Raw genomic sequence first — 13,834 nt, forward strand, 5'->3', positions numbered from 1 at the left:
CGGGTCAGACGAGCTGCGCCTGCCGCTCCGGCACGGCGACCGGGACCTTCGGGCCGCGGCGGTCGGCGACCAGCATCAGCACGAGCCCGAGCACCGCCCAGCAGGCCAGCACGAGGGCGGGTGTACCGGCGCCGGTGCCGTCGAAGAAGGCGTTGGCGCGGAGCAGGCTCCCGGAGGCCCCCGGCGGGAGGATCTGGCCGAGGGTGGCCCAGCCGTCGGGGAGCCAGTGGGGTCCGCTGGCGAGTCCGGAGAGCGGGTTGCCGAGCAGCATGACGACGGCGGCGCCGAGGCCGAAGCCCGCCATGCCCATCAGCGCTTCCAGCCCGAGCAGGGTCATCACCAGAGCCGCCGTGCCCAGGGACATCCCGAGGCTGCTGAGGAGGTAGTCACCGCTGAGGGAGCCGGTGCCGAACTGGAGGAAGGCCGTGACCGCGAACCCGGCCAGCACGGCGAAGGCGAGACCTCCGGCGAGGCGGCGGCGGAGTCCGGCGTGGCCCGCGAAGAGGCGGGTGAGGACCACCGCGGGAATCATGCCGCCGAAGATCATGGGGAAGGCGGCGGCGGAGAAGCCCGCCCCCTTCGGGTCGTCGGCGGGGAACGGCTCGAGGTCGGTGACCGTGACCTCGGCCTGCTGCTGTGCCGCCATCCCGTTGGCCATGGCGGTCACGGCGGCGGTGGACTGCGCGCCCGCGGCGGTGGCCGTGTAGACCGTCACGTGTCCGGGAGTCAGTGCGAGGCCGCCCATGACGTCACGGTTCTCGATGGCGGACTTCAGGGCCGCCTCGTCGCCGTAGGCGGTGACGTCCCACTCGTCTCCGGGAAGGGCGCCGGTGACGGCCTTCGTGGCCTGCGCGGTACCGGTGACCCCGAGGGGCAGCTCGTGAGGCCCGCTGTTCACCGAGGGGAGGGCGAAGGCGCAGAGCATGACGATCACGACGGCGGCCAGGCCGACGACGACGGCCACCAGTTTGCGGGTCTGCCCGGTGGGAGCCGGCGGGGTGATTTGCTGTGTCATGGCGGATTTCCTTGCGGTTGACCGGTCGGTGAACACCTGGCGGGCCGTCGTGGCGTGCGCGGCCGGAGTGAAGGGGCGGGCTCGTCACCGCTGGAGCCGGCGCCGGACCTGCGCCCCGCGCTCGGCCCGGTGAAGCATGGGAGTGCGGTGAGGGCATACAGCCCTCACCGCAGGATCTGATACAAGAATACAAGGTACATTGATGCGTGTGTCAAACGAAGAATTCGGGCCGTCGCCCACAGCGCCGTCCACCTTGTCGTCCGACGCGCCGTCCGCAGCCGCGTCCGCGGTCCCGTCCGACCTGGTGGAGGCGGCCCTCCGGGCGGCACGGAAGCGCGGGGCGGCCGTCGCCGACGTACCGATGCAGGCCATCGCGCAGGAGGCGGGCGTCTCCCGCAGCACCCTGCTGCGCCGCCTCGGAGGCGTGCGGCACGCCCTCGACGAAGCGGTACGGGCCGCCGGGGTCGACCCCGGCGGCCAGAAGCCGGTACGGGAACGCGCCGTCGAAGCGGGAGCCGCGCTCATCAGCAGCGACGGGCTGGCCGCGCTCTCCCTCGAACGCGTCGCCGCGGCGGCCGAGTGCTCGGTCCACAGCCTCTACGCCGTGTTCGGCAGCCGGGACGGCATGACCCAGGCCATCTTCGAGCGGTACGGCCCGTTCGTGAACATCGAGACGATCCTGGCCACCCACCCCGGGGACCTGCGGAGCACGGTCCGCAGGGTCTACGCGCACCTCGCCGAGGTCGTCGCGCTCGAACCCCGGGTCCTCCCCGCGATCCTCGCCGAGGTACTGGCCCGCCCGGGAGACGAAGCGACCCAGGCCCTCGCGAGCCACATGGTTCCGCGCCTCTACGCGAGCATCGGCGAGTGGCTGTCCGCCGAAGTCGCGGCGGGGCGTGTCCGCGACCTGCCGCTCATCGCGCTGATCCACCAGATGTCGAACCCCTTGCTCATGCACCTCCTGCTCCGGCCGGCCCTGGAACTCGTCCCCGACCTCAAGCTCCCCTCCGTCGAGGAGATGTGCGAAGCCTTCGCGGAGGCCTTCGTCCACGCCGTGGAACTGCCCGGCCCCTGACCGGCCGCGGGGCGCGCGGCCGACGCGCCACCCCGGCCGGGCGAATCGGCGGGGCGGCACGGCACGGCACGGCACCAGGGAAGCGACAAGGGTCCGCCGGGCCGCTGACACCGAGCGGACGCAGGACTTCGAGCCACGAGCCACGAGCGCCCGGCTTCGTCATACATGTACCGGTTGTGTACGACGTGCGTCACAGATGCGCGACAACTCCCCGGATTCGGCGTTCCCGATCGTTCGACAGATCGCCACTGACTGATCGTCAGCCGGTGCACCGCGGCGGCCCCCTCGGGCTCTCACCCCCCGTCGCGGTGCGGCAACGCGCAGAAAGGCGACACTCGATGACGGACAGCACACTCTGGTCCTACAAGGACATCGCCGCACACATCCGGGTCCTGCCGGACACCGTGCGCTCGTACCGCAAGCACGGCTTCCTCCCCGACCCCGACCAGGTGGAGGACGGCCGGCCCTACTGGTACCCGGACACCGTCCGCCACTGGGTCGCCCGCCGCCCCGGCAACCGCAACGGCCCCCGCACGCTCGCAAGCTGAGCGAACCGGTTCCGGACGGCGGGGCAGACGCAGGCACAGGTGCGGGCGCAGGTACGGCACGGGTACGGGGCGCGGGTTTACGGGCGCGGTTACGGGCGCACGGGGACGGACACGGCGCAGCCACGGGCGGGCGCACCCGGTCGCGTACGGCTACCCGTTGCGCGTACGCCCCGGCTCGATGATCGTCACCCCCGCTCCCGGGGCCGTGCCCATCGCGGCGAGGGCCGCGGGGGCTTCGGCCAGGCCGATGGCGGAGGTGACCAGAAGGTCGGGGCGCAGGCTTCCCGCCCGGATCATGTCCATCATCGGCGGGTAGTCGTGGGCCGCCATTCCGTGGCTGCCGAGGATCTCCAGCTCCAGGGCGATCACGCGAGCCATCGGAACGACCGGGTCCCCGGCCGCCGGGGGCAGCAGCCCGACCTGTACGTGGCGTCCCCGCCGGCGCAGGCTCCGCACGGACGCGGCGCAGGTCGCCGGAGACCCGAGGGCGTCGAGCGAGAGGTGTGCGCCACCGCCCGTGAGTTCACGTACGAGGGTGTCGGTGCCCTCCGGGTAGGCCGAGGCGTCCACGCAGGCGGCGGCACCGAACGACTTCGCCAGGCCGAGGGCGGCGGCCGAGACGTCCACGGCCACCACCCGGGCCCCGGCGGCCACCGCGATCATCACGGCGGAGAGGCCGACGCCACCGCAGCCGTACACCGCGACCCACTCCCCCGGCGCGACGCGGCCCTGGCCGACGACCGCACGGAACGCCGTGGCGAACCGGCACCCCAGACCGGCCGCGGTGGCGAAGGTCAGCTCCTCGGGCACGGCCACCAGGTTGACGTCGGCGTTCTCCAGGGCGACGTACTCGGCGAACGAGCCCCAGTGGGTGAAGCCGGGCTGGGTCTGCCGCTCGCACACCTGCTGGGCCCCCGCGGCACAGGCTTCACACCGCCCACAGGCGCAGATGAACGGAACGGTGACCCGGTCGCCGGGACGCCAGTTGGACACCCCGGCACCGACCGCCTCGATCGTCCCGGCGAGTTCGTGACCCGGAACGTGCGGGAGGGTGATGCCGTCGTCGTGCCCCATCCAGCCGTGCCAGTCGCTCCGGCACAGCCCGGTCGCCTCGACCCGGACCACCACCCCCAGCGGGGCGGGGGCCGGATCGGGCACCTCGCGCACCCGCGCTTCCTGCCCGAACTCCTCGAACATCACTGCCCGCATGTGTCCCACCCTTCCCTCACGTCTCACGTCCGGATCGGACGGTACGGTGCGCCACGCGGTCACGCCCCTCCGGCCTCACCGTCCGCGCCGCCCCTCCGGCCTCACCGTCCGCCGGTCGCACCGTCCCGGCGGTCGCACCGTCCCGGCGGTCGCACCGTCCCGGCGGCGCGGTTGACGCCGGGGCCCCGGCGTCAACCGCCGCTGGAGACCGAGGTGGTCCTGCCCGGGTCGGAGTCGGGCAGAACCCCACCGCCCGCCCCCTGGCCCGGTACGGACGCGGCGGCCCCTCCGGCCCGCCCTGACGGGGCGTGTACGGACGGGGCGTGTACGGACGGGGCGACAGCCGCTCCCTCGCTGAGACCGAACCTCCGGTGGAAGGCGCGCAGCGGGGCAGGCGCCCACCAAGTGGCCCGGCCCATCACCTTCATGACCGCGGGCACCAGGAGGCTGCGCACCACCATGGCGTCCATCAGTACGGCCAGCGCGATGCCGAGTCCGAGCATCTTCGTGTTGGTGACCCGCGAGGTCCCTATGGCGACCATCACCACCGCCAGGATCACGGCGGCGGCGGAGATGAGACCGCCGGTGTGGCGCAACCCGAAGGCGATGGAGCCCTCGTGGTCGCCGGTCCGGTCGTGCTCCTCCTTGATGCGGGAGAGCAGGAAGACGCCGTAGTCCATGGAGAGTCCGAAGGCGACGCAGAACATCAGTACCGGCAGGGTGGTCTCGATGTCACCGGTACTGGTGAAGGAGAGCGGGCCGGAGAGGTGGCCGTCCTGGAAGACCCAGACGACCGCGCCGAACATCGCGGTCAGGGAGAGGGCGTTGAGCACCACGGCCTGGACGGGGATGAGGGCGCTTCCGGTGAGCAGGAAGACCAGGAGCAGGGTCACCACGACGATGACGCCGACGGCCCAGGGGAGCCGTTCGGCGATGGCGTCCTTCGAGTCGACGAGTACGGCGGCCGTCCCGGTCACCGAGGTCTTGACGGGCGCGTCCAGTGCGCGGAGGTCGTGGACGAGCCGCTGGGCCCCCGGTCCGACCGCCTCGCCCTCGGGCACCACGCTGTAGGCCGCCGAGTCGCCCGCGGTCACCGGCCCGTCGACCCGTGCCACTCCTTCCGTGGCGGCGATCCGCTCGCGGAGCGCGGTGTACTGGGCGGTGGTCGCCTGCCCGCGGGCGAGCAGGGTGAGGCCGCCGCCCGGGGAGCCGGGGAAGCCCTCGCGGATGTGGTCCTGCACCACGCGGGAGGGCGAGCTCGCGGGCAGCTGACGGTCGTCGGCGGTACCGAACTTCACGCCCAGGAAGGGCAGTCCGAGCAGAAGGAGCGCGGCCGCGGTGGCCGCGGCGAAGACGGGGGCGCGGCGCATCACCAGGGCGGCGAGTCGGGCCCAGCCCCGGCCGCCCTCACCGCTCCCTGCCGCCCGGGCGCCTCGCCCAAGGACCCACGCGCGCCGCAGATCCAGGGCGTTGACCCGGGAGCCGAGCAGCATCAGCGCGGCCGGCAGCAGGATGAGGGCGGCCCCTGCCGCCAGGAACACCACGGCGATTCCCGCGTAGGCGAAGGAGCGCAGGAAGTACTGGGGGAAGACGAGCATCGCCGAGAGCGAGACCCCGACCGTGAGCGCGGAGAAGAGCACGGTACGCCCTGCGGTACGGAGTGTGGTGGCGACCGCGGTGCGCGGGTCCGCGCCTTCGGCCATCTCCTCGCGGAACCGGCGCACGATGAACAGGGCGTAGTCGACGGCGAGTCCGAGGCCGAGAGCAGTGGTGAGGTTCTGGGCGAAGACGGAGACGTCGGTCAGCTCGGTGATGCCGCGCAGCACGGCGTTGGTCCCCAGGATCGCCACGATGCCCACTCCGAGGGGCAGCAGGGCCGCCACCGCGCTGCCGAAGACCATCACCAGCAGGACGAGGGTGACCGGCAGGGCGAACAGCTCCGCCCTCAGCAGGTCTTCCTGGATGAGCGACTGCATCGCGTGCCGTACGGCGATCGGTCCGCCGACGGAGACCTTCACCGGACCGTGCTCCCCTTCGAAGAGGGGGGCAATCCGGTCGAGCGTCTCTCCCGCGCCCTTCTCCTCGCCGGCGATGTGCGCGGCGATCAGCGCTTCGTGCCCGTCCCTGGCGCGCAGGGCGGGGGACGAGTTCTGCCAGTACGAGCCGACGCCGGTGACCCCGTCCTCGGCGGCGAGGCGGTCGGTGAGGCGGGAGGCTTCCGCGGCCACCGCCGGATCGTCGACCGAGGCGGAACCGCTCTCGATCAGCAGCAGGACGTTGGACTGGGAGGAGGGGAACTCCCGCTCCAGGGCGCGGGTCGTCCAGGTCGATTCGGCGTCCGGGTCCTCCCAGCCGCCGCTGGCCATCCGGTCGCCGACGCCGCTCCCGGCGAACACCGCGAGCGCGGCGAGCACGAGCGCGGCGAGCAGGGCGAGCCTGGGCCGCGCCGTCACGAGACGGGTCCAGCCACCCAGCCGCTGCGGGCCCTTGTCCACGGGCATCATGCGGTGTCCCCTCCACCAGGTACGCACCGCTCGGGGCGGCACGGACCGGCCATTGCCACGTAGACTGGCAAACACGAGTACTCGCTCGCGTTTCTCAAGAATGCGAGCAGTCGCTCGTGTTTGTCAATCACTCTTCCGAGGGCTGGGGACGAGCCATGTCTGGAACCGGAGCCGAGCGGGCCACCACCGCGGCGACCGAGGAGTCGACGACACCGGGAGGCGCGCGCCGCCCCCCGGCGCACCCCGCCCCGGACCCGGCACCCGCCACCGGCCAGGACCCGGACGCGGGCTCCGGGAGCACCCCGCCTCCTCGCCGCCGCCAGGCACGCGGCGAGGCCCGGATCACCCAGCTGCTCGCGGCCGCCGCCGACGTGTTCCGCACGCAGGGGTACACCGCGGCCAGCACCAACGCCATCGCCCGCGAGGCAGGCGTCTCGCCCGGCACGCTCTACCAGTTCTTCCCCAACAAGGAGGCGATCGCGGTGGAGCTCGGCGACCGCCTCCTGCACCGCTGGCAGGAGACGTACGGCGAGGCCATCACTTCGAGCCACACCGAACTCGCGCTGGACCGCATGCTCGACACGGTGCTCGATCCGCTGATCGCCTTCAACACCGAGAACCCTGCGTTCTGCGTCCTCATGTCCGGCGGGGAGGTGCCCGGCCGCATCACGGAGAAGCACGACCTCGTGCACGACGCGATGCTCACCCGCGTCGAAACCCTCCTGGCGGGTTACCTGCCGGAGCTTCCCGAGGCGCAGATACAGCGCGTCGGGATCATGACCTTCCAGCTGTTCAAGGCGGGACTCGACCTGATCATGACGCACGAGGGCGCCGAGCGGGAGGCGTACGCCCGCGAGCTGAAGACGGTGATGTTCCGCTACCTCAACCCCCTGCTCGACGAGGCGAACCAGCTCCGTCCCGCCTCGGAATCCGCCTGACCGCGCGGCACCACGGACGGCACGGAGAGCGGCACCACGCACGACACGGCGAGCGGCACCCCACACGGCACGGCACGCGACATCACCGGCACACCACCCAGCGGCATATGCCTCGGAACATCCCAAACGGTGCGACGACATGTCCCACCAACGACAGCCACGCGCCCACGACACGCCCTTTACGCCCCGACCTGGACGCAGACCATAGGGTTTGGTGATCCCACCCGATCCGTCCCGGCTTCGCCCGATCCACACCCGCTCCATCCGTTCTCACCCGATCGCCCCTCCCGCCCCCTCCCGGGAGGCGGGAGGCCCCTCCACCTGGAGCCGGCGTGAACTGGTCCTGGTCCGACCCCCCGCCCCCGCACCACCCACCGCCGGGCCCACCACCCGGCGCGCCACCAGGCCCGCACTCCCCACCACCCGGCCCGCCCCGACCGCGCCCCGGTCTGTGGCGGCGGGTCCTCTGGGGCGGGACCGCCTCGTGGGCGCTCGCCGCAGGGGCCACGTACCTCACCCAGAACTCCACCCTGCTGCCGACGCTGATCATGCTCGGCAGCTTTCTCGTGCCGGCCGTCTTCGTGCTCTGGGCTTACGAGCGGCACGGCGAGGACCTCGGGCCGGCCCTGATCCTCGGCTCGTTCCTGACCGGCGGAATCCTGGGGGTGCTGGGCGCCTCGGTCCTCGAGTACTACCTGCTGCACCGGACCTCCGTCTGGCTCTACCTCGGCGTCGGCCTGATCGAGGAGGCGGTGAAGGCGGGCGCCCTGATGTTCGTCCTCCGTCGCCACCACGCCGTCCGCGGCCGGAGGGCCGGCCTGGTGCTGGGCGCCACGGTCGGGTTCGGTTTCGCGGCGTTCGAGAGCGCCGGGTACGCCTTCAACGCGGCGGTCACCCTGCACGGCATCGATCTGCGGGCGCTGCTGGAGACCGAGGTGCTGCGTGGGGTGCTCTCCCCCTTCGGGCACGGCCTGTGGACGGCGATCGTCGGCGGGGTCCTGCTGGTCCACCGGGAGCCGGGTGGCCGGTTCCGTTTCCCGCCGGCGGTCGTCGGCACCTTCCTCGGGGTCGTCGTCCTGCACGCCCTGTGGGACTCGATGCGGGGCATCGCGGTCTGGCTGGTCGCCCGGGTCACCGACGACCGGCCGCTGGATGCGATGTCGGCCCAGGGGTACCTGGAGGACGCCACCGACCAGCAGCAACACCTCTTCACCCTGTTCTCGGTGGGTGGCACGGTGGCGACCACCCTGGTGGGGGTGTGGTGGCTCCGGACCCTGGTGCTGCGGTCCCGCCGCGAGCGGGCGCGGGCGGCCTCGACGGGCGGAGCGAGGCACTCGCCCTGATACCCCCTAGGGGTATAGTCTGGAGAGTGAAGCACCGGGGCTTCGCGCCCGTCCGGGCGCGAACCGGACAGAACCGAGCCCCCTATACAACGCTCAATGTGCCGATTTGTTGCGGTTTTGGCCTCCGGCCGGTGCCGCGGACCACGCCCTCTTCGGCATCCGATCAGAGGAGAACGACCATGACCGCCGAGACCGGGACCTCCCAGGCCACCCGCTCCTGCTGCTCTTCCGGGGCCGATCACGGCGCACCCGCCGAGGTGCGGATCGACTCGGTCACCGCGGTGTACGAGGTGAAGGGCATGACCTGCGGCCACTGCGAGGGCGCCGTCACCGAGGAGATCTCCGCCATCGACGGAGTGACCGAGGTGAAGGCGGTCGCCGCGACCGGCCGGGTGACCGTCTCCTCCCGTGCGCCGCTCGCCGAGGACGCCGTGCGTGCCGCCGTCGACGAGGCGGGCTACGAGTACGCCGGCAAGGCCTGACGCCCGGCGCGCAGAAGGACACCGGGCCCGCCACCCCGTTTCGCACGGCGGGGAGGGCCCGGCACCGCGAGGGACCCCGGGCCACCGCCGCAGGACAGGACGGCGGCCGGCGGGTTCGCCCGTGAATGCCCCAACCGTCACCCTTCGGGCCGGATAGCGCCGGCAGATACTGGTGGGGTACGGCCCGAAGCGTTTCTCCCAGGAGTTCGGACATGGCCAGCATCACCACAGTCGAGGTTCCGGCCGCGGAGGTCTCCGAGACCGAGCTGATGATCGGCGGCATGACCTGTGCCTCGTGCGCGGCGCGTGTCGAGAAGAAGCTGAACCGGATGGACGGCGTGACCGCCACGGTCAACTACGCCACCGAGAAGGCCCACGTCTCCTTCGGTCCGGGCACGGAGCTCGCGGATCTCGTCGCCACCGTCGAGCGGACCGGCTACACCGCCGCCCCGCCCCCACCGCCGCCCGAGCCGGAACCAGAGGCGGCCGCGATAGCCGGCGAGGCGTCCCCGGCGCGGACCGACGCACCCGGCACCGACACCGGCGACGACGGGCCGCTCGCCGCTCTCCGGCAGCGCCTGACCGTCTCGGTACTGCTCTCCGTGCCGGTGGTCCTGCTCGCGATGGCCCCGGCCCTCCAGTTCGACAACTGGCAGTGGCTCTCGCTGACCCTCGCCGCTCCGGTGGTCGTCTGGGGCGGGCTGCCTTTCCACCGCGCCGCCTGGACCAACCTCTGGCACGGCGCCGCGACCATGGACACGCTGGTCTCGGTCGGCACCTTGGCGGCCTTCGGCTGGTCACTGTGGGCGCTCTTCTTCGGCGATGCCGGGATGCCGGGCATGCGGCACGGTTTCGACCTGGTGGCCTCCCGCGCCGACGCCTCCTCCGCCCTCTACCTGGAGGTCGCGGCCGGGGTGGTGAGCTTCATCCTGCTCGGCCGCTATCTGGAGGCCCGGTCCAAGCGGAAGGCGGGTTCCGCGCTGCGGGCACTGATGCACCTCGGGGCCCGGGACGTGGCCGTGCTGCGGAGCGACGGTACGGAGGTACGCGTCCCGGTCGCCCGGCTCGCCGTGGGCGACCGCTTCGTGGTGCGTCCGGGCGAGAAGATCGCCACGGACGGCACGGTGTCCGAGGGCGAGTCCGCCGTCGACGCCTCGATGCTCACCGGCGAGTCCGTACCGGTCGACGTGGGTCCGGGGGCCGCGGTCACCGGGGCCACCGTGAACGTCTCGGGCCGGCTCGTGGTGGAGGCGACCCGGGTCGGGGCCGACACCCAGCTGGCGCGGATGGCCCGGCTGGTGGAGGAAGCCCAGAACGGCAAGGCCGAGGTGCAGCGCCTCGCGGACCGGGTGTCGGCGGTCTTCGTCCCGGTCGTGCTGCTGATCGCGGTGGCCACGCTGGTGACCTGGCTGCTGGTGACGAGCGACGTGACGGCCGCGTTCACGGCCGCGGTCGCGGTGCTGATCATCGCGTGCCCGTGCGCCCTCGGCCTCGCCACCCCGACCGCCCTCATGGTCGGTACGGGGCGTGGCGCGCAGCTCGGCATCCTCATCAAGGGCCCCGAGGTCCTGGAGACGACCCGCCGCATCGACACGATCGTGCTCGACAAGACCGGCACGGTCACCACCGGCCGGATGGCGCTCCGGGCCGTGCACACCGCGCCCGGCACGGACGAGGACGAGGCGCTGCGGCTGGCCGGGGCGCTGGAACACGCCTCCGAACACCCGGTCGCCCGCGCGGTGGCCGCGGCGGCGACCGAACGCCTGGGGACACTGCCGGCCGTCAGCGGATTCGCCAGCACGGCCGGGCTCGGGGTGCGCGGCACGGTGGACGGGCACACGGTCCTGGTCGGCCGCCCGGCGCTGCTGGCGGAGGCCGGGATCGCCCTGCCGCCGGAGCTGGAGGCGGCACTCGGCGGGGCCACCGGCAGCACGGCCGTGGTGGCCGGCTGGGACGGGGAGGCCCGCGCGGTCCTGGAGGTCGCGGACACGGTGAAGGAGAGCAGTGCCGAGGCGGTCGCCGAGCTGCGCCGGCTGGGTCTGCGTCCGGTGCTGCTGACCGGCGACAACCGGGCCGTGGCGGAGTCGGTGGCGCGCGCGGTGGGTATCGACGAGGTCTACGCGGAGGTGCTTCCGCAGGAGAAGGTGGAGGTCGTCCGGCGTCTCCAGGCGGAGGGCCGGTCGGTCGCGATGGTCGGTGACGGGGTCAACGACGCCGCCGCTCTCGCCACCGCGGACCTGGGGCTGGCGATGGGCACGGGGACCGATGCGGCGATCGAGGCGAGCGATCTCACATTGGTACGTGGAGATCTCAAGGTGACGGGGGCCGCGATCCGGCTCTCGCGGCGTACGCTGTCCACCATCAGAGGCAACCTCGTATGGGCCTTCGGGTACAACGTGGCGGCCCTGCCTCTTGCTGCGTTCGGCCTGCTCAACCCGATGATCGCGGGAGCCGCCATGGCGTTCTCGTCCGTGTTCGTCGTCACGAACAGCCTGCGCCTGCGCTCCTTCACGTAATGTCCACAAAGAGATTTAGATCACATCGATTTGAGGGTAACCATTCCATGGGTTCGTGAGTCTTAGAGTGCGATGCCAAGGATGTCTTGGGGGACGTCCGATGAAGTGTCTTGGGGGACGCTTCATGGCAAGCGTTGGCCGGGGCACGTGCATCGGGGAGCTTTGAGCGGCCCTCCCGTACGTACCCCGGCGGACCGCAGCAAGACAGGGGAGTGCACACTCCCTGAAGACGCCCGGCCGGATCCCGTGGGGGGAATCCGCTCCGGGACATGGGAAGCGCCCTGTTCGTCGACCCGTGGGGGGATCGACGGCGGGGCGCTTCCTGCTTTTCCGCGCAGGTCGCCGGGCAGCCGCGGGACGGCCTCGCAGGGCGCCGGGCAGCCGCGGGACGGACCGCACGGCCGCCGCGGAGAACGGCCGGCCCCCACGCGCACACCGTTCCGCCCCCGGAACGCCGAATCGCCCCGGACACCGCGCTCCATGAGGGCGCGGTACGCGGGGCGAAGGCAGTCGGCCGAAGAGGCCGGGCGGTACGGGTACTTCTTCTGCTGCGGGCACTGCGGGACAGCGGGTACTACGGGCCCTACGGGTGACGCCGGTGAGGCGCGTACGACAAGCGCCCTACAGGTACGGCGCCACGCGGCTCATGCGGTCGTCGCGCCGTACCGGTCCGTCCGGCGGCCCGGAGAGGGCCTGCCGGGGTGCGTCAGCGGCCCTCGACCGGGACGAAGTCGCGGAGGACCTCACCCGTGTAGATCTGGCGCGGGCGGCCGATGCGGGATCCCGGCTCCTTGATCATCTCGTGCCACTGGGCGATCCAGCCGGGGAGGCGGCCGAGCGCGAAGAGCACGGTGAACATCTCGGTCGGGAAGCCCATGGCCCGGTAGATCAGACCGGTGTAGAAGTCCACGTTGGGGTAGAGGTTGCGCGAGACGAAGTACTCGTCGGAGAGCGCGTGCTCCTCCAGCTTGAGCGCGATGTCGAGCAGCTCGTCGGACTTGCCGAGGGCGGACAGGACGTCGTGCGCGGCGGACTTGATGATCTTGGCGCGCGGGTCGAAGGACTTGTACACCCGGTGGCCGAAGCCCATCAGGCGGACGCCGTCCTCCTTGTTCTTCACCTTGCGGATGAAGGAGTCGACGTCGCCGCCGTTGGCCTGGATGCCTTCCAGCATCTCCAGCACGGACTGGTTGGCGCCGCCGTGCAGCGGGCCCCAGAGCGCGGAGATACCGGCGGAGATCGAGGCGAACATGTTCGCCTGCGAGGAGCCGACCAGACGCACGGTGGAGGTCGAACAGTTCTGCTCGTGGTCCGCGTGCAGGATGAGCAGCTTGTCCAGCGCCGAGACGACGACCGGGTCCAGCTCGTACTCCTGGGCGGGGACCGAGAAGGTCATGCGCAGGAAGTTCTCGACGTAGCCGAGGTCGTTGCGCGGGTAGACGAACGGGTGACCGATCGACTTCTTGTACGCGTACGCCGCGATGGTCGGGAGCTTCGCCAGCAGGCGGATCGTCGAGAGGTGACGCTGCTCCTCGTCGAACGGGTTGTGGCTGTCCTGGTAGAAGGTGGACAGCGCGCTGACGACCGAGGACAGCATGGCCATCGGGTGGGCGTCGCGCGGGAAGCCGTCGAAGAACCGCTTGACGTCCTCGTGCAGCAGCGTGTGCTGGGTGATCTCGTTCTTGAAGGTCGACAGCTCGTCGACCTTCGGAAGCTCACCGTTGATCAGCGTGTACGCGACCTCGAGGAAGGTCGAGCTCTCGGCGAGCTGCTCGATCGGGTACCCGCGGTAGCGGAGGATGCCCTGCTCACCGTCGAGGTAGGTGATGCCGGATTTATAGGCGGCGGTGTTGCCGTAGCCGCTGTCCAGCGTCACGAGGCCGGTGTTGGCCCGCAGCTTCCCGATGTCGAAGCCCTTGTCGCCGACGGTGCTGTCGATCACCGGGTAGGTGTACTCGTCATCGCCGTACCGCAGTACTACAGCGTTGTTGGTGTGCTCGCTCACGTCATCCCTCACCGACGTAGTGCCTCTTCTTCGAGGTGCCCTGACTAGGTGCCCTGTGCCCTGACTGTCTCCACCCTCCCCCATTTGGCTCAGGAGAGTGCACTCGGGGTCGTCCATTGGACCTAATGGCGGCACTGAGTGCCGTCAACTTAGTCATCCTGCCCCCTCCCCCGTGGTTCCGGAAGGCCTGGGTGATGTT

General features: G+C 71.6%; 10 protein-coding genes. 6 read left to right on the forward strand and 4 right to left on the reverse strand.

What is annotated here, in order from left to right; translation table 11 throughout:
• Positions 1 to 4 precede the first annotated feature (4 nt).
• On the reverse strand, positions 5 to 1,015 hold the full coding sequence (locus OHA55_RS08935; RefSeq protein ID WP_266704477.1) for a hypothetical protein: 1,011 nt from the start codon (positions 1,013 to 1,015) through the stop codon (positions 5 to 7).
• Positions 1,016 to 1,223: 208 nt separating this feature from the next.
• On the opposite strand from OHA55_RS08935, the gene OHA55_RS08940 reads away from it, so the two are divergent.
• Positions 1,224 to 2,090, forward strand: coding sequence for a TetR/AcrR family transcriptional regulator (locus tag OHA55_RS08940; protein ID WP_266704479.1), 867 nt, complete (start codon positions 1,224 to 1,226; stop codon positions 2,088 to 2,090).
• 338 nt (positions 2,091 to 2,428) lie between these two features.
• A complete protein-coding gene (locus OHA55_RS08945) occupies positions 2,429 to 2,638 on the forward strand; it encodes a MarR family transcriptional regulator (RefSeq protein ID WP_266704481.1) in 210 nt (69 codons plus the stop codon).
• 150 nt (positions 2,639 to 2,788) lie between these two features.
• On the opposite strand, the gene OHA55_RS08950 is transcribed toward OHA55_RS08945, so the two are convergent.
• Both OHA55_RS08950 and OHA55_RS08955 read right to left on the reverse strand, forming a co-directional pair.
• Positions 2,789 to 3,847, reverse strand: coding sequence for a zinc-dependent alcohol dehydrogenase family protein (locus tag OHA55_RS08950; protein WP_266704483.1), 1,059 nt, complete (start codon positions 3,845 to 3,847; stop codon positions 2,789 to 2,791).
• Between the two features lie 191 nt (positions 3,848 to 4,038).
• Positions 4,039 to 6,351 carry an MMPL family transporter gene (locus OHA55_RS08955; RefSeq protein WP_266704485.1) on the reverse strand — a complete coding sequence of 771 codons (2,313 nt, stop codon included), beginning with the start codon at positions 6,349 to 6,351 and terminating at the stop codon, positions 4,039 to 4,041.
• A 155-nt stretch (positions 6,352 to 6,506) separates the two neighbouring features.
• On the opposite strand from OHA55_RS08955, the gene OHA55_RS08960 reads away from it, so the two are divergent.
• The 4 genes from OHA55_RS08960 to OHA55_RS08975 all read left to right on the forward strand — a co-directional run bounded on the left by OHA55_RS08960 (position 6,507) and on the right by OHA55_RS08975 (position 11,630).
• Positions 6,507 to 7,289 (forward strand): TetR/AcrR family transcriptional regulator, encoded by a 783-nt coding sequence (locus OHA55_RS08960; protein ID WP_266704487.1) that lies wholly within the window; start codon positions 6,507 to 6,509, stop codon positions 7,287 to 7,289.
• A 332-nt stretch (positions 7,290 to 7,621) separates the two neighbouring features.
• Entirely contained in the window at positions 7,622 to 8,632 is a 1,011-nt protein-coding gene (locus tag OHA55_RS08965; protein WP_266704489.1) for a PrsW family intramembrane metalloprotease, read from the forward strand.
• Positions 8,633 to 8,811: 179 nt separating this feature from the next.
• Entirely contained in the window at positions 8,812 to 9,114 is a 303-nt protein-coding gene (locus OHA55_RS08970; RefSeq protein WP_266704491.1) for a heavy-metal-associated domain-containing protein, read from the forward strand.
• Positions 9,115 to 9,326: 212 nt separating this feature from the next.
• Positions 9,327 to 11,630, forward strand: a complete 2,304-nt coding sequence (locus OHA55_RS08975; RefSeq protein WP_266704493.1) for a cation-translocating P-type ATPase — start codon at positions 9,327 to 9,329, stop codon at positions 11,628 to 11,630.
• 706 nt (positions 11,631 to 12,336) lie between these two features.
• On the opposite strand, the gene OHA55_RS08980 is transcribed toward OHA55_RS08975, so the two are convergent.
• Positions 12,337 to 13,635 carry a citrate synthase gene (locus OHA55_RS08980; RefSeq protein WP_266704495.1) on the reverse strand — a complete coding sequence of 433 codons (1,299 nt, stop codon included), beginning with the start codon at positions 13,633 to 13,635 and terminating at the stop codon, positions 12,337 to 12,339.
• Between the last annotated feature and the right edge of the window lie 199 nt (positions 13,636 to 13,834).

Origin of the sequence: Streptomyces sp. NBC_00102 (assembly GCF_026343115.1) — a bacterium.
Taxonomy (GTDB): Bacteria; Actinomycetota; Actinomycetes; order Streptomycetales; family Streptomycetaceae; genus Streptomyces.